The sequence below is a fragment of the Pseudomonas sp. MF4836 genome (genome assembly GCF_002018875.1).
In the GTDB taxonomy this organism is placed as follows: domain Bacteria; phylum Pseudomonadota; class Gammaproteobacteria; order Pseudomonadales; family Pseudomonadaceae; genus Aquipseudomonas.
Genome location: NZ_MVOL01000001.1, coordinates 302,991 through 323,969 on the forward strand (window position 1 = coordinate 302,991; position 20,979 = coordinate 323,969).

At 65.9% G+C, this 20,979-nt stretch carries 17 protein-coding genes; 7 read left to right on the forward strand and 10 right to left on the reverse strand.

Annotation, left to right across the window (positions count from 1 at the left end):
* Positions 1-40 precede the first annotated feature (40 nt).
* The 3 genes from MF4836_RS01480 to MF4836_RS01490 all read left to right on the forward strand — a co-directional run bounded on the left by MF4836_RS01480 (position 41) and on the right by MF4836_RS01490 (position 4,412).
* The gene (locus tag MF4836_RS01480) at positions 41-3,163 is read left to right on the forward strand and encodes an autotransporter outer membrane beta-barrel domain-containing protein (protein WP_238596112.1); all 3,123 of its coding nucleotides are present in this window, start codon (positions 41-43) and stop codon (positions 3,161-3,163) included.
* Positions 3,164-3,328: 165 nt separating this feature from the next.
* On the forward strand, positions 3,329-3,877 hold the full coding sequence (locus MF4836_RS01485) for a dihydrofolate reductase family protein (RefSeq protein WP_078469135.1): 549 nt from the start codon (positions 3,329-3,331) through the stop codon (positions 3,875-3,877).
* Positions 3,870-4,412, forward strand: coding sequence for a TetR/AcrR family transcriptional regulator (locus MF4836_RS01490; RefSeq protein ID WP_078468767.1), 543 nt, complete (start codon positions 3,870-3,872; stop codon positions 4,410-4,412). Before MF4836_RS01485 ends, MF4836_RS01490 begins: the two co-directional genes overlap by 8 nt.
* A gap of 114 nt (positions 4,413-4,526) precedes the next feature.
* Here MF4836_RS01490 and MF4836_RS01495 read toward each other — a convergent pair whose 3' ends face one another.
* Together MF4836_RS01495 and MF4836_RS01500 are read right to left on the reverse strand one after the other, a co-directional pair.
* The gene (locus MF4836_RS01495; RefSeq protein ID WP_078468768.1) at positions 4,527-6,068 is read right to left on the reverse strand and encodes an FAD-dependent oxidoreductase; all 1,542 of its coding nucleotides are present in this window, start codon (positions 6,066-6,068) and stop codon (positions 4,527-4,529) included.
* A 16-nt stretch (positions 6,069-6,084) separates the two neighbouring features.
* Positions 6,085-6,444 carry a hypothetical protein gene (locus MF4836_RS01500; RefSeq protein ID WP_078468769.1) on the reverse strand — a complete coding sequence of 120 codons (360 nt, stop codon included), beginning with the start codon at positions 6,442-6,444 and terminating at the stop codon, positions 6,085-6,087.
* Between the two features lie 355 nt (positions 6,445-6,799).
* Between MF4836_RS01500 and MF4836_RS01505 the strand changes: the two genes are divergently transcribed.
* From MF4836_RS01505 to MF4836_RS01520, 4 genes are all read left to right on the forward strand, one after another.
* Positions 6,800-8,740 (forward strand): hybrid sensor histidine kinase/response regulator, encoded by a 1,941-nt coding sequence (locus MF4836_RS01505; protein WP_078468770.1) that lies wholly within the window; start codon positions 6,800-6,802, stop codon positions 8,738-8,740.
* Positions 8,737-9,531, forward strand: a complete 795-nt coding sequence (gene xth / locus MF4836_RS01510; protein ID WP_078468771.1) for an exodeoxyribonuclease III — start codon at positions 8,737-8,739, stop codon at positions 9,529-9,531. The genes MF4836_RS01505 and xth overlap by 4 nt, the downstream gene beginning before the upstream one ends.
* A gap of 241 nt (positions 9,532-9,772) precedes the next feature.
* Positions 9,773-11,146 (forward strand): iron-containing redox enzyme family protein, encoded by a 1,374-nt coding sequence (locus MF4836_RS01515; RefSeq protein ID WP_078468772.1) that lies wholly within the window; start codon positions 9,773-9,775, stop codon positions 11,144-11,146.
* Positions 11,147-11,166: 20 nt separating this feature from the next.
* Complete coding sequence (locus MF4836_RS01520) at positions 11,167-12,147, forward strand: methyltransferase (protein WP_078468773.1); 981 nt, start codon at positions 11,167-11,169, stop codon at positions 12,145-12,147.
* Here the strand turns inward: MF4836_RS01520 and MF4836_RS01525 are convergent.
* The 8 genes from MF4836_RS01525 to MF4836_RS01560 form a co-directional block, all read right to left on the reverse strand.
* Entirely contained in the window at positions 12,142-14,091 is a 1,950-nt protein-coding gene (locus MF4836_RS01525) for a response regulator (protein WP_078468774.1), read from the reverse strand. The two genes, MF4836_RS01520 and MF4836_RS01525, sit on opposite strands and share 6 nt — an antisense overlap.
* Entirely contained in the window at positions 14,081-14,956 is an 876-nt protein-coding gene (locus MF4836_RS01530; RefSeq protein ID WP_078468775.1) for a sensor histidine kinase, read from the reverse strand. Before MF4836_RS01530 ends, MF4836_RS01525 begins: the two co-directional genes overlap by 11 nt.
* Positions 14,949-15,965 (reverse strand): ATP-binding protein, encoded by a 1,017-nt coding sequence (locus MF4836_RS01535; RefSeq protein ID WP_178102899.1) that lies wholly within the window; start codon positions 15,963-15,965, stop codon positions 14,949-14,951. Before MF4836_RS01535 ends, MF4836_RS01530 begins: the two co-directional genes overlap by 8 nt.
* Positions 15,956-16,360 carry an anti-sigma regulatory factor gene (locus tag MF4836_RS01540; protein WP_078468776.1) on the reverse strand — a complete coding sequence of 135 codons (405 nt, stop codon included), beginning with the start codon at positions 16,358-16,360 and terminating at the stop codon, positions 15,956-15,958. Before MF4836_RS01540 ends, MF4836_RS01535 begins: the two co-directional genes overlap by 10 nt.
* Positions 16,357-16,719 (reverse strand): STAS domain-containing protein, encoded by a 363-nt coding sequence (locus MF4836_RS01545; RefSeq protein ID WP_078468777.1) that lies wholly within the window; start codon positions 16,717-16,719, stop codon positions 16,357-16,359. Before MF4836_RS01545 ends, MF4836_RS01540 begins: the two co-directional genes overlap by 4 nt.
* Before the next feature lie 2 nt (positions 16,720-16,721).
* On the reverse strand, positions 16,722-17,573 hold the full coding sequence (locus MF4836_RS01550) for an STAS domain-containing protein (protein ID WP_078468778.1): 852 nt from the start codon (positions 17,571-17,573) through the stop codon (positions 16,722-16,724).
* A 374-nt stretch (positions 17,574-17,947) separates the two neighbouring features.
* Positions 17,948-19,696, reverse strand: coding sequence for a ubiquinone-dependent pyruvate dehydrogenase (poxB, locus tag MF4836_RS01555; protein WP_078468779.1), 1,749 nt, complete (start codon positions 19,694-19,696; stop codon positions 17,948-17,950).
* 118 nt (positions 19,697-19,814) lie between these two features.
* On the reverse strand, positions 19,815-20,882 hold the full coding sequence (locus MF4836_RS01560) for an NAD(P)/FAD-dependent oxidoreductase (protein WP_078468780.1): 1,068 nt from the start codon (positions 20,880-20,882) through the stop codon (positions 19,815-19,817).
* Positions 20,883-20,979: the final 97 nt, after the last annotated feature.

Genomic DNA, 20,979 nt, shown 5'->3' on the forward strand with positions numbered 1-20,979 from the left:
CATCCAGGCCTCTCTTGCTCTATGCAAAGGTGTGGAAGTTATGTTTCTGGTTAAAAGGGCGCTCACGGTATTTTCCGTGTTGCCGCTGCTGACACTTTCCGCCCAGTCTGCTCAGGCGACTGATTATGAAAAAATCGACCTCAGTTCCGCGCAAGGCGAATCTCGGGTGCTCGATGACGTGCGCGTCGACTTCACCGGCAGCGGCCCGGGGATTCGTGTCAGCGGCGCGCAAAACCAGTTGCAGGGCGACGGTTACCAGGTGCAGGTCACGGCGGCCAGCGCGAACAGCGCGGTGGTCGGGGTGCAGGTGGAGGCCGGAGGCCAGGCCACGTTGAATGACGTCAGCATCACCACCGGCGGCTCCGACCGGGCCGACGGCGCGCTGGTGACGGGGACCGGCAGCCGCCTGACGTTGAACGATGTGCAGATCACCACCGGTGGCTCCGGCAGTCGCGGGGGGGTGGCGACCGACGGCGGCCAGGCGGTGTTGTCCGGTGGCTCGATCAGCACCTCGGGCAATCAGGCCGAGGCCCTGTCCGCCAGTGGCAGCGGCTCCAGCATCCAGGCCTCGAACATGGATCTTTCCAGCACGGCGACCTGGAGCGGCACCCTGGTGCGGGCCGCGAGCGGTGCCTCCATCAGCCTGGACAACGTGACGCTCAACACCCTGGGCAGCATGGGCGCGATGTCCGCTGAAGGGGTTGGTTCGTCCATCAGCGCCAATGGCGTCAACCTGACAGCGACTGACGGGCAGGGTGTGCGTGTCACCAGCGCGGCGTTGACCTTCCGCAACGGCAGCATCAACGCCAAGGGCGACGGCATTCTGCTGAGTCAGCTGTACCAGATACCGGGCGGCGTGGCCCAGGTCAGCAACAGCGACATCGTTTCGCAGAACGGCTACGGCATCAACATCAACGCTGACAGCGCCGCCGCCGACCTGGATAACGTGCGCATCACCACCCAGGGCAATTACGGTTCGGGGCTGTGGATGCCCGGGAGCAACAGCCGCGCCGACCTCAAGTGCAGCACCATCGAAACCTTCGGCAACCAGGCGACGGGCATCGACAACCGCGCTGGCAAGGCGACCATCACCGGGGGCAGTATCGTCACCCACGGCACCAGCTCTCACGCACTGTATGCATCGGCCGATACCATCAACAGCCCGGGCGCCGAGTTCGACGTCAAAGGGGCGTGGATCGAAACCTTCGGCCGTGGTTCGGTGGGCGCCCTGGCGCGAATGTCCGGGGCCAAAGTCAGCGTCAGTAACAGCCGCATCCTGACCCACGGTGACTCCGCCTACGGCCTGTTCGCCTCCGGGCGTGGAGCCAGCGTGGCACTTGTCGACTCCGACCTGTTGACTGAGGGCGAGTCAGCCTATGGCCTGTCCATCAGCAACAATTCCACGGCCAGGTTTCAGGGATCGGCCGTGCAAACGGTGGGTACCTCCGCCCACGGCATTGTCAGTTACGCCACCGGGGCCGGGGTGGTGAATGACATCGAGGTCAACGCCAGCCAGATCGTCACCCAGGATGGTGTGGGCATCCTGGTCAATGGCGGCGGCCTCGACATCCGCCTCACCGACAGCCGCCTGCTGGCCCGCAGCGCCGGCCAGCCGGGCACCGCGCTATGGATTACCGACCGTGCCGGCGGGGTGTTGGCGGGGGATGTGCAACTGGATGCCGTGAGGTCGCAGATCAGCGGCGACATCGTGGTCGACGCCGGCACCCTGCAACTGAACCTGGGCGATCACTCGACCTTGCACGGGGCCATTCAGGACAACCGGCAAAGCGCCCGGCTGGACATCGACGACAGCAGCTTCTGGACGCTCACGGGCGACTCCACACTCAATCAGTTGACGAATGCCGGGGTGGTGGAGTTCGCCGATCCGGGCCTGGGCGGCGCCTTCAAGCAACTCAAGGTGAGCGGTGACCTGAGCGGCGACGGGCTGTACATCATGAACACCGACCTGGGCCAGCAGGCGGGCGATCGGCTGCTGGTCGGTGGCCAGGTCACCGGGCAGAACCAGATCCTGGTCCGCAACTCCGGCGCCGAACCCGGTGCCGACGGGCAACGCCTGACCCTGGTGGAGAGTGCCGGGGGACCGGGCTCGTTCAGCCTGGCCAACGCCGGAAAGGTGGTCGATGCCGGGACCTATCGCTATGAGCTGCAAGGCGATGCCCAGTCCGGCGAGTGGAACCTGGTCAACGTCGGACGCAACCAGCCGCTGACTCCAGGGCCGGACAACCTGTCCACCGGCGCCAGTGCTGCCATCAACAGCAGCGCCATCGCCACCTTGCGCGGCACCTGGGACGCCGAGCGCGCGACCCTGGTACAGCGGGTCGGCGAACTGCGTGCCGGTACGGGCGGCCAGGGCCTGTGGGTCCGTGGCTTCGGGCAGCAGCAATCCCTGGACAACGGCGTGGGCCGGGACTTTTCGCAACGGGTGCAGGGCAGCCAACTGGGGATCGACACCCGCATCGCCACTGCCCAGGGGGCGCTGGTGGTGGGTGGCCTGGCGGGGTACAGCCAGACCGACCGCGATTTCAAGGGCGAGGGCAGCGGCAAGCTCGACAGTTACCACGCGGGGGCCTACGCCACCTACCTGGATGACTCGGGCTGGTACACCGACACCTTGCTCACCCTCAACCGCTGGTCCACCCGGCTGGATGTGCACGGCACCGATGGCGCCAAGGTCTCCGGGCATTCACGCAGCCACGGGGCCGGGGTTTCGGTGGAAGCCGGCAAGAAAATCAACCTCGATGACGGCTGGTTTGTCGAACCCCAGGTGCAAGTCTCGATGCTCTACGTGGCCGCGGACAGCTACCGCCTGGACAACGGCCTGCAAGTCGATGCCGGTAACGGCCTGTCGACCCAGATGCGCGCCGGCGCCCGCACCGGACGCGCATTGCCACTGGACAACGGCGTGCGCCTGCAACCCTACCTCAAGGCCGGTTGGGTCGAAGACTTCTCGGCCCGCAATACGGTCAAGACCAACGGCATCAGCAGCCGCCCCGATGGCAGTGGCGGCGGCTGGTATGCCGGGGCCGGGGTCACTGCGCAGGTGAGTCCCAAGCACCAACTGTATGCCGATCTGGAGACCAGCGAGGGTTCCAGCATCGACCGTCCCTGGGCGGCCAATATCGGCTACCGCTACAGCTTCTGACGCTGGGCGGCGTTTGTGGCCGGTGCTGCGAGCAGACGCAGCGCCGGCTTTTCACGAATGGGCGCGCCTTTGGCCTGGCCGTGAATGAATGAGCAAATGGCCGCCCGAGCCGCCCGCAAAATGATTTATCATACGCCGTATGTTTATTTGCGCGAGGTAGCGGCTATGGCGTTCGGCAAGGTTTTTATCGCCACATCGGTGGATGGATTTATCGCCCGCAGCGATGGCGGCATCGACTGGCTGCCCGCTGGGGAGTCCGGCGAGGACTATGGCTACGGGGCGTTCATGGCCTCGGTGGATGGCATTGTCATGGGCCGTGGCACCTATGAAAGCGTCCTGGGCTTCGAGCCCTGGCCGTTCGAAAAACCGGTGGTGGTGCTCAGCCGTACCTTGAGTGAGCAGGATGTGCCGCACCCCCTGCGGCACCGGCTGCGGATCAGCGCCGCCGAGCCCCTGGCACTGGTGGCGCAACTGCGGGCCCAGGGCTGGGAACATGCCTATATCGATGGCGGGGCGGTGATTCGAAGCTTTTTGCACGCCGGGTTGATCGACGAATTGACCCTGACCCGGGTGCCGGTGCTGATCGGCAGCGGGCGGCCCCTGTTCGGCGAACTTGAGGGGGATGTGCGCTTGAGCGTGGTCGCTTCGACGCTGTATGCCGATGGCCTGGTCAGTACCCGCTATCGCGTCGAGACGGGGCCCGCCCATGACTGAGAAAACCAGGCGCAGCGGTCGTCCCGCAGCCGGCAGTTCTCTCAACCTCGATCAGGTCCTGGACGCCGGCCTGAGCCTGCTGGAAGCAGTGGGGCCCCAGGCTTTTGGTGGCAGGGCCCTGGCGCGACAACTGGGGATCACGCCGATGTCGGTGGCCTATCACGTGGGCGATCAGCACAACCTGATGCGCCTGCTGGTGGAGCGGGTGCACGCCGAACCGCTGCCCGAACCGGCACCGGACCTGCCGCCCCGGCAACGGCTCCAGGCCCTGTTGGGTGGTTATATGGCGCGGGTTCGCCGGCACCCGGCTTTGACCTTGTGCGTCCTCAGTGACCCGCAGTTGTTCCATGGCTCGCTGGCGGACCTCAGCGCGCGCCTGCGGCAGGCCGTGGGCCAGTTCGACGATGACCCGGTGCTGTTCGACCTGCTGCTCGACTACACCCACGGCCATGCCCTGGCGCTGGCCTTGGCCGGTGAGGCTGGGCACGCACTGGAAGGGGCGTATGAAGCCGGGCTGCGGCGTTTGTTGCGCTGAATTCCGGCAGTGGCGGGGACCAGCATGGCCGCGACCATTGCCCGAGATCGAACCCTGCGACGCTGGGTTCGAACACCTGGAACAGCCCTGAGTCGACTGGCGCCGCATTCAGCGTCAGGCGCCATCACCCTCGATCGCCTCGATCAAGGCCAGGGCCTCGCTGCGTGACAGCGGGCGCTGCATGCGTTGCGCGAGCACGGCCATGGTGCGCTGGTGCTCGCAGGCCACCACCGACTCGACCTGTTCATCGACGCACAGCAGCGCGATAAAGCACTGGCGCTCCGGTTCTCCCAGGTACTCAATGTGCGTCCAGTCCCGGGCGTGGCCCAGGACTTCGAAGGTCTTGCCGTAGTGGTAAGTCCAGAAAAACGGCACATCGGCAAACTCCCGGTGCCCACCCAGCATATTGCCGGCGGCGAGAAAGGCCTGCTGCTGCGCCAGGCGCCAATGTTCGAGGCGCAGCGGGCGACCGGCGAGGGGGAAAGTCAGCATGTCGCCGGCCGCCCACAGGCCCTCGGCCACGCGCATCTGGCCATCGGCCTGGAGTGACTGGTCGTCGGCCAGGGGCAGGCCACGGGTCAGGCCGGTCGCCGGTTTGATGCCGGTGCCGAACAGCACCAGATCAGTGTCGAGCCGGGTGCCGTCCCGCAGCATTACCGCTTCGACCCGGCTCGTGCCCTCAAGCCTCACGGCCTCGGTGTCGGGGTGGAAAAGCACGCCGTTGCGCTGGTGCAGGTCGCGCAAGGAGCGGCCGATGCGCTGCCCCAACTGCTTGGCCAGGGGCACGGCGTGGCGCGCCACCACCTGCACCTGCAACCCGGCCTTGATCATGGCCGAGGCCGCTTCCAGGCCGATAAAACCGTCGCCGATAATCACCACTCGGCTGCCCGGCGCGCAGGCATCGAGCAACTGTTCGGCATCGGCCAGGGAACGCAGGACAAAGGTCCCGGGTAGTTGGGCGCCGGCAATCGCCGGTCGCTGGGCAATGCCGCCGGTGGCCAGCAGCGCCGCGTCGTAGGTCAGGCTCTGGCCGTCGGCCAGGGTCAGGGTGCGCGCGTCGGCATCCACCGCGCGCACTTTGCCGCGCAGGCGCTGGATATCGGCGCTGCGATAAAAATGCGGGTCGAGCAGGGAGGGGATTTCTTCGATCGCCATGTCGCCGGCGATCACGAATTTGCTCAAGGCGGTACGGTCGTAGGACGTGGGGTGTTCCGGGTCGATCCACACCAGTCGCCCGGCATAGCCCTTGGACCGCAGGGCGAAGATGGCCGCGCTGCCGGCCGCCCCGGCGCCCACCACCACAAAACAGCGATTGTCGCGTCGGGAGGAGGGGGGCGTCGCCGGCATGGGCTGGTCATCGACCCACACGGTCTGTTCCTCGACCCGCACTCCGTAGCGCTTGAGGTGTGCCAGGGCCGGCGGCTCACAGACCTCGCCGTTTTCCAGGGCAAACGCCGCCTTGTGCCAGGGGCAGATCAGCCGGCCTGCACAGACCGCCCCGTCTTCCAGCGGTGCGCCGGCATGCGGGCATTGGGCCTGGAAAGCGCGGACGGCCTGGCCATGGCGCAGCAGCACGACTTCCTCGGCCCCGGCCTGGAGCCGTATGCCGCGGTCGTCACGCAACTCATCCAGGCGGGCCACGGCATGAAAGGTCATGGGCCGTATCCTTCAATCAGTCGCCGGCGCCCCCCGCCCCCGAACCTGCGCCGACCGCGCCGCCGGAGCCCGCCTTGCCGGTGCCCATCGGGCCTTTCTGGGTCTGTTCCGATTTATTGTTCTGCAACTGGTCGTTGGAGTACGGGCCGGGTTGGGTATTGGTGGTGTTGTTCTTGGGTTTGGCGCCCGAACCGGTGCCGCCGCTGGGCGGGCTGGGGTTGGTGCCCGGTGGCATTGCCGAGCCGCCGTTGTCGTTGCTGTTCATGCCCGACGCGTTTGGCGCCTGGTGGGTATCGGCGGTTGCCGCCTGCACCGGGCCTGCCAGCACGCAGGCCAGGCCAGCCAGGGCCAATGTGGTACGCAAAGAATTTTTCATGGGAGAACCTCTTGCTGGGACCAGGTGCAATGCACGACCCAAGGGCATCTGCCACGGGCGGTCAGGGTGCAGTCCTCATCCGGTGAGCGATTTCAAACCTCGCCAGATTGGGAAAGCGCAGGAGCCCGGAAAGTTTAAAAAATTTGCCGATCAACGATGAATGGAAGCGCGCTGGGACTTGTCCGATGAACATTGCAGCCCGCGTGGCGGCGCTTCCCGTGGGGGCAGGCTGCTGCAGGGCGGCACGAATGGCATGTTGTATTTTCAAGGGGAGGGTGCAGACTGATTCGGCGCCCCGTTCGGGGCAGGAACCCCCCTTTGTTCAGGCACACAATAATAAACCGCGGAGACCGCCATGTCTGACCAGCCCGAGCTGCCACCCCGCGTCGATGATGATCGCTTTCGGCTGTTGGTCGATGCCGTGATCGATTACGCGATCTACATGATCGACGCCCAGGGGTTTGTCGTCAGTTGGAACACCGGGGCCAGGCGCTTCAAGGGCTATCAGGAAGCGGAAATCCTCGGCGCGCATTTCTCCTGTTTCTATACCCCCGAGGACCGTCAGGCCGGGCTACCCCAGCGCACCCTGGATACTGCCCTGCACGAGGGTCGGTTCGAGGGCGAGGGCTGGCGGGTGCGCAAGGATGGCACGCACTTCTGGTGCCATGTGGTGGTCGACCCGATCCGCGACCCCCAGGGCCAGTTGCTGGGGTTTGCGAAAATCACCCGCGACCTGACCGAGCACAAACTCGCCGAGCAGACCCTGAAGCAGAGCGAGCAGCAATTTCGCCTGCTGGTGCAGAGCGTCACCGATTACGCCATCTACATACTCGATGCCCAGGGCCGGGTCAGCAGCTGGAACCTGGGGGCGCAACGGATCAAGGGCTATGCCGCCCAGGAGATCATCGGCAAGCATTTCTCGCTGTTTTATAGCGAGCAGGACCGCGCCGCCGGGGAGCCGGCGCGGACCCTGGAGATTGCCCGGCAGGACGGGCGCTTCGAAAAGCAGGGCTGGCGGGTGCGCAAGGACGGCACGCAGTTTCTGGCCCATGTGGTGGTCGACCCGATCCGCGCCGACACCGGGGAAATCATCGGCTTCGCCAAAATCACCCGGGACATCAGCGAAGCCTTCGAAGCCCAGAAAAAACTCGAACTGGCGCGGGAGGCGCTGTTCCAGTCGCAGAAACTCCAGGCCATCGGCCAGCTCAGCGGTGGCATCGCCCATGACTTCAACAACCTGCTGACGGTGATTCTGGGCAACCTGGAACTGCTGCAAAAGCGCCTGGGGGATGACCCGAAGCTGACGCGTCTGGCGACCAATGCCGTGCTGGGCGCCCAGCGTGGGGTGTCGCTGACCCAGCGCATGCTGGCCTTTGCCCGGCGCCAGGAACTCAAGACCGAATCGGTGCAACTGAGCCAGCTGCTGGCCAGCCTCAATGACCTGCTGTGCAGTTCCGTGGGGCCCCAGGTGATCGTCACCGCCGAACTGCCGCCCGAGCTGCCGGCGGTGCAGGCCGATATCAACCAGTTGGAACTGGCCCTGCTCAACCTGGCGAGCAACGCCCGGGATGCCATGCCCGGCGGCGGCAATATCCATATCAGTGCCCAGGTGCGCGGCGCCCTCGGCACCCTGGGTGAAACACACTACGTGTGCCTGTCGGTGATGGACTCCGGCGAAGGCATGGATGAACAGACCCTGGCCTGCGCCGCCGAGCCTTTCTTCACCACCAAGGGCCTGGGCAAGGGCACCGGGCTCGGTTTGTCCATGGTGCATGGCCTGGCCGAACAGCTGGGCGGGCGACTGGTGCTCAAGAGCAGCAAGGGCCAGGGCACCACCGCGGAGCTGTGGCTGCCCCTGGCCACCGAAGCGGCCCGTCAGTTGCCGCTGAAACAGGATCCAGGCCTGAAACCGACGTTCAAACCGTTGTCGGTGCTGGTGGTCGACGATGACAGCCTGGTGCTCAACAGCACCACGCTGCTGCTCGAAGACCTGGGCCACCGGGTGATCTGCGCAGACTCCGGGGCCCAGGCCCTGCATTGCATCGAGCACGAGCCGGACATCGACCTGATGATCACCGACGTCGCCATGCCGCAAATGGATGGTGCGCAACTGGCCGAGGCCATGCGCCAATTGCGTCCGGAGTTGCCGGTCATCCTGGCCACCGGCTATGCCCAGGACCTCGCCGGCCTGGCCAGCACCCTGCCACGGCTGTTCAAGCCCTACACCCAGTTGCAGTTGCTCGAAGCCGTGACCCAGGCGCTGGAAAAGCCCCCGGCACAGGGGCGCCTGGGATGAAAGCGCTGAAGATCGCCACCTTCAATATCAATGGTATCCGCGCGCGATTGCCCAACCTGCTGGACTGGCTCGAACGCGAGCGCCCCGACATTGCCTGCCTGCAGGAGCTGAAGGCTGTGGATCGGGATTTCCCCGCCAGCCAGCTGGAAGCGGCCGGTTACGGCAGCCTGTATCGGGGCCAGGCCTCGTGGAACGGGGTGGCGATCCTGGCCCGGGATTCGCAGCCGCTGGAGATCCGCCGGTCCTTGCCCGGCACCGAGGACGACCCCCAGAGCCGCTACCTGGAAGCGGCGGTCCACGGCATCGTGGTGGGCTGCCTGTACCTGCCCAACGGCAACCCGCAACCGGGGTCCAGGTTCGACTACAAACTGGCCTGGTTCGAACGCCTGATCGCGCACGCGGCGCAGCTGCAAAGCAGCGAGCATCCGGTGCTGCTGGCCGGCGATTACAACGTGGTGCCCACCGATTTCGATATCTACAACACCCGCTCCTGGCTCAAGGACGCCTTGCTCCAACCGCAAAGCCGCGCCTGCTACCAGCGTCTGCTGGACCAGGGCTGGACCGATGCCTTGCGCCACCTGTACCCCGAGGAACGGGTCTACACCTTCTGGGATTACTTTCGCCAGCACTGGCAGAGCAACTCCGGGCTGCGCATCGACCACCTGCTGCTCAACCCGGCCCTGGCGCCTTACCTGAAAAACGCCGGGGTCGACGCCTGGGTGCGCAACGAGCCCCATGCCAGCGACCACGCGCCGACCTGGATCGAACTGGGCACGCGCAAACGCCGCTGACCCGCCTCGCCGCCGTCCATTCCCGCAGTGCTCAACAGCCGCCTGCACCGGTGGTCGCGGGCGGCTGCACGCCGATGGAATTTTTTTCGAGGCGCAGCGCTCTTCCTTCTAGAGGCGTGCAACAACGCCCGGCGTCCGGCCGTGATGGCCGTCGACGCGTCGACCCTTTACTGGTGCTGGAGCCTGCCATGCCTGATTTAGCCGCTGTACGCTATTCGTCTCGCACCCCGGGGAGCCGCTCATGAGCCTGCTCGAAGCACTGCGCGGTACTCCCGGCGAGTTGTACCAGGGTGAGCCCCTGCATAGCCTTTACCAGCGCTTGTTGGCCGATGCCGACCCGCAGTCACGGACCCTGGCTGACGACTTTCTGCGCCAGCAACTGCAACAGGCCGAGGCCGGCGATGACCCGCTGCCCGAGCATCCCGAGCAGTTGCTGGCCTGGATCGAGGGCAATTGTGCCGATGTGGCCCAGGACTACGCCGCGTATTTAACGGCGCGGCAGCAGGGCGCCCCCCGGCGCTACTTTCAGAACAAGGCCCATGCGCTGTATTTCCTGCAAGGTGTGGCGCCCACCAAACTGGTGGATGGGGCCTGGCTCTACGGCGCCCTGGGCCACTGGCAGGACTACCGTTACGACGGCCTGTTGACCACCTACCTCGAAGAGTTGGGCGACGGCGAGCCGGCGCAGAACCATGTGGCGATCTATCGTCGCCTGCTCGCCGAACAGGGCTGCGACGCTGACCTGCCGCTGGATGACGAACTGTATCGCCAGGGCGCCATTCAGCTGGCACTCGGCTGTTGCGCCGAGGCCTATATGCCCGAGGTGCTGGGCTACAACCTGGGCTACGAGCAGCTGCCCCTGCACCTGCTGATCAGTGCCTATGAACTCAGTGAACTGGGCATCGACCCGTACTACTTCACCCTGCATGTCACCATCGACAACGCCAGCACCGGCCATGCCCGGCGCGCGGTGCAGTCGGTGCTGGAACTCAGGCCTATGGGCATGGACGCCGACGAGTACTGGCGTCGGGTGCGGCGTGGTTATCGCCTCAACGACCTGGGCCTGGGATCGAGCGCGGTGATCCGGGGTTTCGACCTGGAGCGTGAGGTGGTGGCCATGCTCGAACGCAAGCGGCGCTTTGGCCAGCACATGCATTCCGACTACTGCCGCTTCGAAGGCAAGAGCGTCAACCAATGGCTGGCCGAGCCGGGGCAGATCCCGGCATTCCTCCAGGCGTTGCAGGCCAGAGGCTGGATCAAGCGCCATCAGGACCCGGCCGACAGCCGCTTCTGGCAATTGATCGAGGGCGCGGGCGCGGCGATGTTCGGGGTGTTCAGCGGTTTTGAGAAACAACTGCTGCAGGACTGGATCGCCGGCGACTGGGACGCCCGCCCGCGCATCACCCCGGCGCGCCTCGGCAGTGCCCATGACGCCGCGCCACCGCCCGCAGTCGAGGACCCGGAAACCCAGGCCCTGGCCACCGCCCTGGAGCAGCAGCCGGTCGAGGGGCAACTGGCGCTGCTGCTGCCCTGGCTCGGCCCGCAGCGTCATTCGCGTCCAGCCGGGCTGTACGCCACGCGGCGCTTTATTCAACTGCGCGCCAGTGTGCGCTGACCCACAAGGAAGCCCGGTCCATGATTGATTCCGCGCCACGCACCACGTCTTTGCATGACTCGTCCCAAGCCCAGGCCGATCAGGCCCTGCTGCGACTTGGGCAACGGCTGATGGCGGCCAGCTATCGGTTCATTACCCCGACGCCCCTGACCCACCAGCGGGTCAATGGGCGCCTGGCCGACCCGCGCGCGACGGACCTGCGTGGGGTGTTCGGCTGGTCACGGCCCTTCGATGCAGGGCTGTTCGACGCCGCCGAACTGGCCGGGCTGCAACAGGCCGGCATTGTCCAGGAGGACGCCGGGCAGTTGCGCAGCACGGTGCGCTGGTCGAGCCTGGGGCCCTTGCTGCTGGCCCATTCCGCGTACCCCACGGAGGAGGCGGACGCGGTGTTTTTCGGTCCTGACAGCTACCGCTTCGCCAGCCTGATCGAGGACCACCTGTGCCAGCGTTTCAGCCCTGTGCGGCGGGCGGTGGACATCGGTTGCGGGAGTGGGGTCGGCGCCTTGCTGGTGGCCCGCTCGCGCCACACGGCCGAGGTCCTGGCGGTGGACATCAACCCGCGGGCGCTGCGCATGAGCGCGGTCAACGCCGAGCTGGCCGAGGCGCACAACGTCAGCGTCTATCACAGTGATGTGCTGGGCAGCGTCGAGGGCCGGTTCGACCTGATCCTGGCCAACCCGCCCTATATGCAGGACACCCAACAACGGGCCTATCGCCACGGTGGCGGTGAGCTGGGGGAGCAGCTGTCGCTGCGTATCCTGCGGGAGGCGCTGCCGCGTCTGCAGCGCGACGGCAGCTTGCTGCTCTACACCGGCGTGGCGATGGTCGAGGGCCGCGACCCGTTTCTCGACGCCGCGCGACCGCTGCTCGACAACGATGCCTATGCCTGGACCTACCGCGAACTCGATCCCGATGTGTTCGGTGAAGAGCTGGAGAAGCCGGGCTACGAACGGGTCGAGCGCATCGCCGTGGTGGCCTTGACCGTCACCCGCCGGTCATAGGTCCGGTGGCGCGTCGGCCACGGGGCTCCACTCCAGGGTCCGCCGCACCTTGGCCAGCAGCTCCTGGATATGAAACGGCTTGGAGATGATGTCCATGCCGTCCCCCAGGAAACCCTGGATATTGGCTGCGTTTTCCGCATAGCCGGTCATGAACAGCACCGGCAGTTCGCGGCGCCAGACCCGGGCCATATCCGCCAGTTCGCGCCCGTTCAGGCCCGGCAGGCCGACATCGGTCAACAGCAGGTCGATCGACGGGTCGCCCTGCAGGCTGGCCATGGCCTGTTCGACCTCAGCCGCCAGGGTGCAGCGGTAGCCGGCATCCACCAGCACCTCGGCGACAAAGCTGCGCACCGAGGGCATGTCTTCGACGATCAGCACATGCTCGCCGCTGCTGTCTTCGACTGCCACCAGGTGCTCGACCTGTTGCGCTGCGGCGTCGGCACTGGCCGGCAACATGATGGTGACCTCGGTACCCTGGCGCGCCACGCTGCGGATCCGCGCATCGCCCCCCGATTGCCGGGCAAAGCCGTAGATGGTCGACAGTCCGAGGCCGGTGCCCTGGCCCAGGGGTTTGGTGGTGAAGAACGGATCGAACACTTTGTCGATCACGTTGTGGTCGATGCCGACCCCGTCGTCCCTGACCGACAGCGCGACATAGGGCCCGTTGTCCAGTTTCAGGTTGCCATGGGAGTACGCGGCATAGGTGGTGACCCAGATATTGCCGCCCTTGGGCAGCGCGTCGCGGGCGTTGATCACCAGGTTCAGCACCGCGCTCTGCAACTGGATCGGGTCCACCAGGGCCACGGCGGCCTTGGTGGTCAATTCGAGCTTGAGGGTGATGTGTTCGCCGATGGTGCGCACCAGCAATTCTTCCAGGGAGCGGATGTGCTCGTTGATGTCGATCGGCCGCGTGTCCAGCGGCTGCTGGCGGGCGAAGGCCAGCAGCCGGTTGGTCAGCCCGGCGGCGCTCAGGGCCGAACTCAGGGCGGCGTCGGCGTAGTCGATGACCTTGTCGGTGCGCTCGCTGAGCATGCGCTTCTTGATCAGTTCCAGGCTGGTGATGATGCCGGTCAGCAGGTTGTTGAAGTCGTGGGCGATGCCGCCGGTGAGCTTGCCCAGGGCGTCCATCTTCTGCGCTTGCAGCAACTGCGCTTCGGTGCGTGCCAGCTGGCTGGTGGCGTTGTCCAGCTCGGCCCGCTGGTCACGTTCGCGCAGGCGGTGTTCGGTGACGTCTTCGACAAATACCAGGCTCAGCTCGGGGCTGCGATAGGGCGAGATCTGCCATTCGGTTTCCCGGGTCTGGCCGACGACCTGCATCTGCAACGTGCCTTTCCAGCGCTCGCCGGCCGCCAGACGCAGACGCAGTTCCTTGAGCACCGCGCACTGGTCCCTGGCAAAGCATTCGAGCAGGGTGTCGGGGTTGAGGTTGTCCTGGATCAGTTGGGCGAACGCGTGGTTGCATTCGTGCACTTTCAGCTCGGCGTCCATCACCGCGATGGGCGCGCTGATATTGAAGAAAATCTCGCGAAAGCGTGCCTCGCTTTCTCGTAAGGCATATTCGGTGTCGCGCACCCGCAGCAGGGTGCGCAGGGTGGCCAGCAGCACGTCCGGGTCCACCGGGTGGATCAGGTAGGCATCGGCCCCGGCATCCAGGCCGGTGATGATGTCGCCGGTCTCGATCGACGCGGCCGACACATGCACCACCGGCAGCAGGGCGGTGGCCGGGTCGGCGCGCAGGGTGCGGACAATGTCGAAGCCGCTCATGTCCGGCAGATTGACGTCCAGGATCAGGCCGTCCACCACCTCGCTGGCGATGATGTCCAGGCCTTCCTGGCCAGTGCCGGCCTCCAGTACTTGATAATGGTGGCGCTCCAGGCGCCGGCGCATGGCGTAGCGGGTGGCGGCGTTGTCGTCGACGATCAGCAAACGGATGTCACGCTTCATCGACGGGCTCCTCGGCAATTGAGAGAGGGATGATCACAAAGAAGGTCGAGCCTATCCCTGGCGTGCTGTCTACACCCACTCTGCCGCCCAGCAGTTCGGCAAAGCGCTTGCACAAGGATAGGCCAAGCCCGGTGCCGCGCAGGCGCTTTTGCAGCGGTGAGTCGATTTGCGAGAAGTCCTCGAACAGGTTGCTGTGCAGCTCCGCCGGGATCCCGAGCCCGGTGTCATTCACCGCAAAGCGGATTTCCTGCTGGTTCTCCATCCGCGCCGAGACCCGCACCTCGCCTTGCAGGGTGAATTTCAGGGCGTTGGAGATGAAGTTGCGCAGGATCTGCGCCAGTTTTTTATCGTCGGTGAACAAGCGAGGCAACCCCGACGGCTCTTCGAAAATCAGGTCGATGGACGAGGCGTCGACAATCGGCCGGAACATCCCGCGCAGGGCGGAAAACAGGTCCAGCATGTCGAACCAGGCCGGGGAAATGCTGATTCGCCCGGCTTCGATCTTGGCCAGGTCCAGCAAGTCATCGACCATGTCGCTGAGCTCGCGGGCAGAGCTGCTGACAAAGGCCACCTGCTTGTGCTGCTCGGGGCTCAGGGGGCCGTCCAGCTCGTCGCTGAGCAGGCTGGCGATGCTCAGGATCGAGCCCAGCGGGGTGCGGAACTCGTGGCTCATATAGGACAGAAAGCGGCTTTTCAGGTCCGAGGCCTGGCGCAGTTGCTCGGCCTGGGTATCCAGCTCGGCGTAGAGCGCCAGCACGCCCTGGTTGGTTTCATCCAGTTCGTCGCGCAGCGCCTCGGCTTCCGCTTGCAGCTGGCGCACCAACGGCGAATCTTCGGGGATAGGCGGGGGAGTGGAATCAGCCATCGATGGCCTCCAGGGCAATCACCAATACGGTTACGTCATCCCGGCCGCGACAGTAGTCACGATGCAGGACGGTCGCGATCAGGGCCGGGTGGCGCTGGGCGAGCCCGGGGTAATCCTGCAGGTTCCAGCGCGACTGCAAGCCGTCGCTGTACAGGATCAGCAACTGGCCGCTGGCGTCCGGGTAGTCGAAGGGTTGCGCCTTGCGGAACTGGCTGCCGACGATGCCCGGGTGCGAGGCCAGTCCGCGGGATTTACCCTGGCTGATCAGGCTGGCACCGATGTTGCCGATGCCGGTGAAGGTCAGCCGGCCTGCGGTGGCATGGTACTGGGCAATCGCCACGGCGCCTCCCCGGGTGCCGGTCATGGCGATATGCAGGTCGTTCATCAGCTCGGTGGGGCTGAGGAACGGTGCCAGGGCGAACACCTCTTCGCCGGCCCGCGCCGCCCGTTCGGCTTCACTGCCGTGACCCAGCCCGTCGACCACCAGCACACTCAGGCGCCCGGGTTCGAGCGCCAGGTGCCAGGCATCGCCGCAGGCCGGGTCGTTGTGCAGCGAGTGCTGGCTGACCCCGTAGCGCAGGTCCTTGACCACGGACTGGCGCGGATACAGCCGGGCCAGCAGCACCGAGCCACGTTCGTCGGCGTAGGCGTCGAACACCTGCGCCAGGCGGCTGATGCTGCCCAGGCCAATGCCCTGGGTGCCGCCGGTGGAATAACCGTCGATCAGGCAGTGACGCAGGTCGAAGCCCTGGCCCCGGTCCACGGCGATGATCTCGATGCCCTGGGCCTCGGGCCCCGCCAGGGTGCGCAGGTGCAGGGCGCCGTGAGTCGCATGCTTGAGCAGGTTGCTCGCCAGTTCGGTGACCACCAGCGCCACGCGCCCGCAGTCGGTTTCGTCGAAACCCAGCTGCTCGGCGCGCTTTTGCGCGGTGCGCCGGGCATGCCCGATCTGGCTCGGGTCTTCGATCAACAGCACTTCGGTGAGTGCGCTCGGAATATTCAGGCCCATCGTGTAATCGTCACGCGGGTGCCCTGGCCGGGCGCAGTGTCCAGTACGAACTCATCCACCAGGCGCTTGGCCCCGGTCAGCCCCAGGCCCAGGCCGCCACCGGAGGTCCAGCCGTCGGTCATCGCCAGCTTGATGTCGGGAATGCCCGGGCCCTCGTCGCGAAAGGTCAGGCGCAGGCCGGTGCGGGCCTGGTCTTCGATGATGTCCCAGTCCATGTGGCCGCCACCGCCGTAGACCACGGTGTTGCGCGCCAGCTCGCTGACCGCCGTCACCAGCTTGGTCAGGTCGATCAGGCGCATGCCGCACTCCTGGCACAGCTTGCGTGCCAACTGGCGGGCCAGGACCACGTCCTGCTCGATCAGGATCGGATGGGTGCCGCTGCGCGCCGGGGTCATTCTGCCTGTACTCGGGTGCGCAACAGTTGCATGCCGCGCTCGACATTCAGCGCGGTGCTGACCCCGGGCAGGGTCAGGCCCAGTTCCACCAGGGTAATGGCCACGGCCGGCTGCATGCCCACCAGCACGGTCTGGGCGTCCATGATCCGCGACAGCCCGGAGATGGTGCCGATCATGCGCCCGATAAACGAGTCGACCATGTCCAGCGCGGAAATATCGATCAACACGCCCCGGGCCGAGGTGCGGCTGATGCGTTCGGACAGGTCGTCCTGCAGCGTCAGCGCCAATTGGTCATGCATATCGACCTGGATCGTCACCAGCAGAAAGTCGCCCATCTGCAGAATAGGAATGCGCTCCATGCTTAAACCGCCTTGCTGACAGTGACGCCCAGGCGTTTCAGGGCCAGGGCCAGGGCATCGGCCAGGTTGGCCTTGGTCACCACGCCCTGCAGGTCCAGGCCGAGGTGGACGATGGTCTGGGCAATCTGCGGACGCACGCCGCTGATGATGCAGTCGGCGCCCATCAGGCGGATGGCGGTCACGGTCTTGAGCAGGTGCTGGGCCACCAGGGTGTCGACGGTCGGGACCCCGGTGATGTCGATGATCGCGATCTCCGAGCCGGTGTCGACGATGCGTTGCAGCAAGGATTCCATCACCACCTGGGTGCGCTGCGAATCCAGGGTGCCGATCATCGGCAGGGCCAGCACGCCTTCCCACAGTTTGACCACCGGGGTCGACAGCTCCAGCAGTTCTTCCTGCTGACGCTTGATCACCGATTCGCGGGACTTCTGGAAGGTCCGGATGGTGTGCATGCCCAGGGCGTCCAGCAGCTCGGAAACTTCCCAGAGTTGCTCGGCCAGCAGCGCCGGCTGTTCCACGTACTCGTGTTGCAGCAGGGCAAACAGCGGGCCCTTGAGGGAGAAGATGAAACTGGCGGTCTGCTGCGAGTCCTGACCGATCAGGGCGCGGCTATGGGACAGCTTTTCCAGGAACTGCCGGGCTTCGGCCCAGTCGTCATGGTTCACATTCTGCGAATTGCCGGTTTTCAATGCGGCAATGATCAGCCCCAGGAAATCGGCGCCCTGCTGCTGCAAGTCATCCTGCTTGATATTGCGCGCGGCACCTGAGGCCTCGAGGCTGGCGACCCATTCGCCCAGCAGGTTCTTTTGATTGTTCTGCAATAAATCCAGTGTGCGAGCTTGAAGTACCGCCATGTTGATCTCCTGGGAATAACGCTGATGTACACGACAGAAAGGACAAAAAGGTGACTGACCCGTGGCTGCGTCCCTGGGCGATAGTGCCTTTGGACCCGGACCTGGGGGCAGTCTTGTGCGGGCGGTAGTTTCTACCAATTTGAACCATTTTGAACACTGCCACGCTTGAAGAAAGTCTTAAAAAATACCGGGGTTGTGCAGGGTTGCTCATATCGAAATGAGGTCAACCAGCCAGAGCGTAGAAGACCTGCGCCCACGCTGCGGATTTTCTCCCACCATGCGGGGCACAAACGGGGGCAGGCGGGCAATGATGCGCACCACGGCCGCAGGTTGCGGGCCGTGGTGGCAATCATCAAGTTGCTACTGTTTTGATGTCATTCCTGAGGCTTGGACCAGAGGCCCTTGAGCCAGTTGGTCTTGGCCAGTTCGATCACCTCGTCGCCGCGTCCGCTCATCACCGCCTTGAGCATGTAGAGACTGAAGCCCTTGGCCTGTTCGAGCTTGATCGCCGGCGGCATGGCCAGCTCCTGTTTGGCGGTGACCACGTCCACCAGCACCGGCCCGTCATGGGCCAGGGCGGTGCGCAAGGCGCCTTCCAGGTCTTCGGAGCGCTCCACCCGCAGGCCGAGGATGCCCATGGCATTGGCCATGGCGCCGAAGTCCGGGTTGTGCAGGTCGGTGCCGGTGTCCAGGTAGCCGGCGGATTTCATCTCCATGGCGACAAAGCCCAGGGAGGCGTTGTCGTAGACGATGACTTTCACCGGCAGCTTGAGCTGGGCCAGGGAAATGAAGTCGCCCATCAACATGCTGAAACCGCCGTCGCCCGACAGCGAAATCACCTGGCGCCCGGGGAATGCCGCCTGGGCGCCCATGGCCTGGGGCATGGCATTGGCCATCGAGCCATGGTTGAACGAACCCAGCAGGCGCCGCTTGCCGTTCATTTTCAGGTAGCGCGCGGCCCACACCGTGGGGGTGCCGACGTCAGCGGTGAAGATCGCATCTTCGTCCGCCAGTTCGCTGAGCACCCGGGTCAGGTACTGCGGGTGGATCGGCCGGTTGGCGGCGCTGGGTTGGGCCAGGTCGTCCAGGCCCTTGCGGGCCTTGGCGTAATGCTTGAGGGACTCGTCGAGGAAGCTGCGGTCGCCCTTGTACGGCAGGCGCGGCAGCAGGGCGGCCAGGGTTTCGCCGACGTCGGCGGCAATCCCCAGGTCGAGGGTGGCGCGCCGGCCCAGGGCCTGCGGGTCGCGGTCGATCTGCACGATGCGGGCATCGCTGGGGTAGAACTGGCGGTACGGGAAGTCGGTGCCGAGCATCACCAGGGTGTCGCAGTTGAGCATGGCGTGGTAACCGGAGCTAAAGCCGATCAGCCCGGTCATGCCGACATCGAACGGGTTGTCCCATTCAACGTGCTCCTTGCCGCGCAGGGCATGCACCACCGGCGCGCCGAGGGTGTCGGCCAGGGCCACCACCTGGTCATGGGCGCCGGCGCAACCGCTGCCGCAGAGCAGGGTGGTGGCCTTGCTGTTGCTCAGCAGCTCGACCAGCCGGTCCAGGTCCTGGGGCGCGGGCAGGGTGCGCGGCGCGTGCAGTGCCGGCCAGGGCTTGAGGTGCGCCTCGACCTCCTGCAACGCCACATCGCCGGGAATCACCACCACCGCCACGCCCCGGTTGAGGATCGCGCTGCGCATGGCCCGGTGCAGCACCTGGGGCATCTGCGCCGGGTTGCTGACCAGTTCGACGAAGTGGCTGCATTCCTTGAACAGCTCCTGGGGATGGGTCTCCTGGAAATAGTTGAGGCCGATCTCCGAAGACGGGATCTGCGCGGCAATCGCCAGCACCGGCACATGGTTGCGATGGCAGTCGAACAGGCCATTGATCAAGTGCAGGTTGCCCGGCCCGCAGCTGCCGGCGCACACCGCCAGCTCGCCGGTGGCCGCGGCTTCGGCGCCGGCGGCAAAGGCCGCCACCTCCTCGTGGCGCACGTGCATCCACTCGATGCTGTCCATGGTGCGCAAGGCGTCGGTCAGGCCGTTCAGGCTGTCGCCGGTCAGGCCCCAGATGCGCTTGACCCCGGCTTGCTCAAGGGTGGTTGCCAGTTGCTGGGCAAGGGTGATTTTCGCCATGGAGTGCTCCCGTCGTCCGATTAAGAAGTCGTTGCGATCAAGAGAGGACAACAGGCGAGGGCGGATGATTCCACTGAGGGGGCACTTATCCGGCCCCCAGGGCGGTGTTGCCGCGCCCTCAGCTAAAGCGCGAGGGGCGGCAGGGGGCGAGGGCGTCGCAGGTCTGGCCGTGGATCAGTTCTTCGCTGACCAGGCGCCCGACCGTGGCCGCGAGGATCACCCCGGGGTGCATCACCGCCAGATACAGCCCCGGGTGCCCGGCACTCGGGCCAATCACTGGCAGGCGGTCGGCGGGCATCGGGCGCTGGCCGACCTCGACGCTGCGCAGGGTCACGGCTTCGGCGCCGCGCAATGACTGGCGCACGCTGAGCAATGCGGCCTGGGCCAGGGCGTCCGGTCCTTGTGCGCCGCTGGCGGCGATGTAGTCCTCGGCCATCAGCAAGCTGCCGTCCGCCGCTTCGCGGATTTCCATCTCGCTGTTGGAGATCAGGGTCTTGATCAGGCCTGGCGGGGCATCGAGACGGATCAGGATCGACGGCGAGGCCTGCACCGGCAGAGGCAGGCCCAGTGGGGCGACCAGGGTCGGGGTCGCGCAGCCGGCGGCGAGCACCACGTAATCGGCATGGCAGGCGCCGTTGGCGGTGTCGACGCCGATCACCCGGCTGCCGTCGAGTCGCAGGCCCAGCACCGGGGTCTGTTCCAGCACCTGGGCGCCGTGGGCTCGGGCCCCGTCCAGCAGGGTGCGGGTGGCGGCCACCGGATCCAGACTGCCCTCCGCGGGGGCGTAGCGGGCGCGCTGCGGCGGCGTGATCAGGTTGGGTTCAAGCTGCGCGACCTGGGCCTGGTCGAGCCACTGCAGCGATGGGCTGGGGCTGAGGTGGGCGCTGGCGCCGTTCGCGGCCAGGGCGGCGGCGGTGTAGCACAGCGCTCCCGACCACGTGATGCGCAGGTCCGGCAGCTCGTGTTCGAGGCGCCAATAGTCCCCCAGGGCTTGGGCGCGCAGGGCCTGGATCGCCTTAGGCGCTTCATCGGCGGTGTTGATCCAGGCAAATGAATGGCGGGTAACGCCGCTCGCCGCAACCGACTGCTCAAGCACCGTCACCTGTGCGCCCTGGCGTGCCAGGTGGTAGGCGATGGAGGCGCCGACAATGCCGGCCCCGACCACGATCACACTTGAAGGGGGCATCTGCACCTCGGGGGAGTGGGTATTTCAGGTGGCCGCACCTTAGCGCTGGCGGGTGGCGCCAGGCAAAGGAATGAATGTTATGAAAGTGCAACCGCCC

What these genes read in the sequence shown, in the direction of transcription:
- MF4836_RS01480 (WP_238596112.1), top strand. Translation starts at nt 41, where the DNA reads ATGTTTCTGGTTAAAAGGGCGCTCACGGTATTTTCCGTGTTGCCGCTG.
- MF4836_RS01485 (WP_078469135.1), top strand. Translation starts at nt 3,329, where the DNA reads ATGGCGTTCGGCAAGGTTTTTATCGCCACATCGGTGGATGGATTTATC.
- MF4836_RS01490 (WP_078468767.1), top strand. Translation starts at nt 3,870, where the DNA reads ATGACTGAGAAAACCAGGCGCAGCGGTCGTCCCGCAGCCGGCAGTTCT.
- MF4836_RS01495 (WP_078468768.1), bottom strand. Translation starts at nt 6,068, where the DNA reads ATGACCTTTCATGCCGTGGCCCGCCTGGATGAGTTGCGTGACGACCGC.
- MF4836_RS01500 (WP_078468769.1), bottom strand. Translation starts at nt 6,444, where the DNA reads ATGAAAAATTCTTTGCGTACCACATTGGCCCTGGCTGGCCTGGCCTGC.
- MF4836_RS01505 (WP_078468770.1), top strand. Translation starts at nt 6,800, where the DNA reads ATGTCTGACCAGCCCGAGCTGCCACCCCGCGTCGATGATGATCGCTTT.
- xth (WP_078468771.1), top strand. Translation starts at nt 8,737, where the DNA reads ATGAAAGCGCTGAAGATCGCCACCTTCAATATCAATGGTATCCGCGCG.
- MF4836_RS01515 (WP_078468772.1), top strand. Translation starts at nt 9,773, where the DNA reads ATGAGCCTGCTCGAAGCACTGCGCGGTACTCCCGGCGAGTTGTACCAG.
- MF4836_RS01520 (WP_078468773.1), top strand. Translation starts at nt 11,167, where the DNA reads ATGATTGATTCCGCGCCACGCACCACGTCTTTGCATGACTCGTCCCAA.
- MF4836_RS01525 (WP_078468774.1), bottom strand. Translation starts at nt 14,091, where the DNA reads ATGAAGCGTGACATCCGTTTGCTGATCGTCGACGACAACGCCGCCACC.
- MF4836_RS01530 (WP_078468775.1), bottom strand. Translation starts at nt 14,956, where the DNA reads ATGGCTGATTCCACTCCCCCGCCTATCCCCGAAGATTCGCCGTTGGTG.
- MF4836_RS01535 (WP_178102899.1), bottom strand. Translation starts at nt 15,965, where the DNA reads ATGGGCCTGAATATTCCGAGCGCACTCACCGAAGTGCTGTTGATCGAA.
- MF4836_RS01540 (WP_078468776.1), bottom strand. Translation starts at nt 16,360, where the DNA reads ATGACCCCGGCGCGCAGCGGCACCCATCCGATCCTGATCGAGCAGGAC.
- MF4836_RS01545 (WP_078468777.1), bottom strand. Translation starts at nt 16,719, where the DNA reads ATGGAGCGCATTCCTATTCTGCAGATGGGCGACTTTCTGCTGGTGACG.
- MF4836_RS01550 (WP_078468778.1), bottom strand. Translation starts at nt 17,573, where the DNA reads ATGGCGGTACTTCAAGCTCGCACACTGGATTTATTGCAGAACAATCAA.
- poxB (WP_078468779.1), bottom strand. Translation starts at nt 19,696, where the DNA reads ATGGCGAAAATCACCCTTGCCCAGCAACTGGCAACCACCCTTGAGCAA.
- MF4836_RS01560 (WP_078468780.1), bottom strand. Translation starts at nt 20,882, where the DNA reads ATGCCCCCTTCAAGTGTGATCGTGGTCGGGGCCGGCATTGTCGGCGCC.